This window comes from Cytobacillus firmus, from assembly GCF_023715565.1.
Classification (GTDB): Bacteria; Bacillota; Bacilli; order Bacillales; family Cytobacillaceae; genus Cytobacillus; species Cytobacillus firmus_C.
Map to the genome: position 1 here is coordinate 1 of NZ_JAMBOJ010000161.1, position 437 is coordinate 437.

The 437-nt window shown below is 68.6% G+C and carries 1 protein-coding gene; it reads right to left on the reverse strand.

Annotated features, from left to right (window positions below):
• Positions 1–437: DEAD/DEAH box helicase family protein (locus M3205_RS25280; protein ID WP_463674824.1), on the reverse strand; the 437-nt coding region annotated here is incomplete at both ends.

The window sequence follows — 437 nt, forward strand, 5'->3', positions numbered from 1 at the left end:
GGGTGTAGACCTCGGCCGCGGAGAAGGCGACGATCACGCTGCGCCGCGGCAGCCGGTGCAGCTTGCTGTCGCCGGCGAAGGACAGGACCGAGAACCGCGGCCGACTGATGGTCTCGGCTTCCGGCACCAGCCGGCGCAGGATCGGCCGGATCGTGTCGGAGCCCAAGAACATCGTCTCCTCGGTGCCGCGGGCATGCAGCAGCCGATCGGTGAAGACGTGCCCGCGCTCGTGGTCGGCGGCGAGCTGGATCTCGTCGACGGCGAGGAACGCCACCTCCCGCTGCATCGGCATCGCCTCGACCGTGCAGACGAGATAGCGTGCATCGTCGGTGCCGAGCTTCTCCTCGCCGGTGATCAGCGCGCAGGCGGCCTTGCCCTTGATGGCAACGATGCGATCGAAGATTTCGCGCGCGAGCAGGCGGAGGGGAAACCCGATC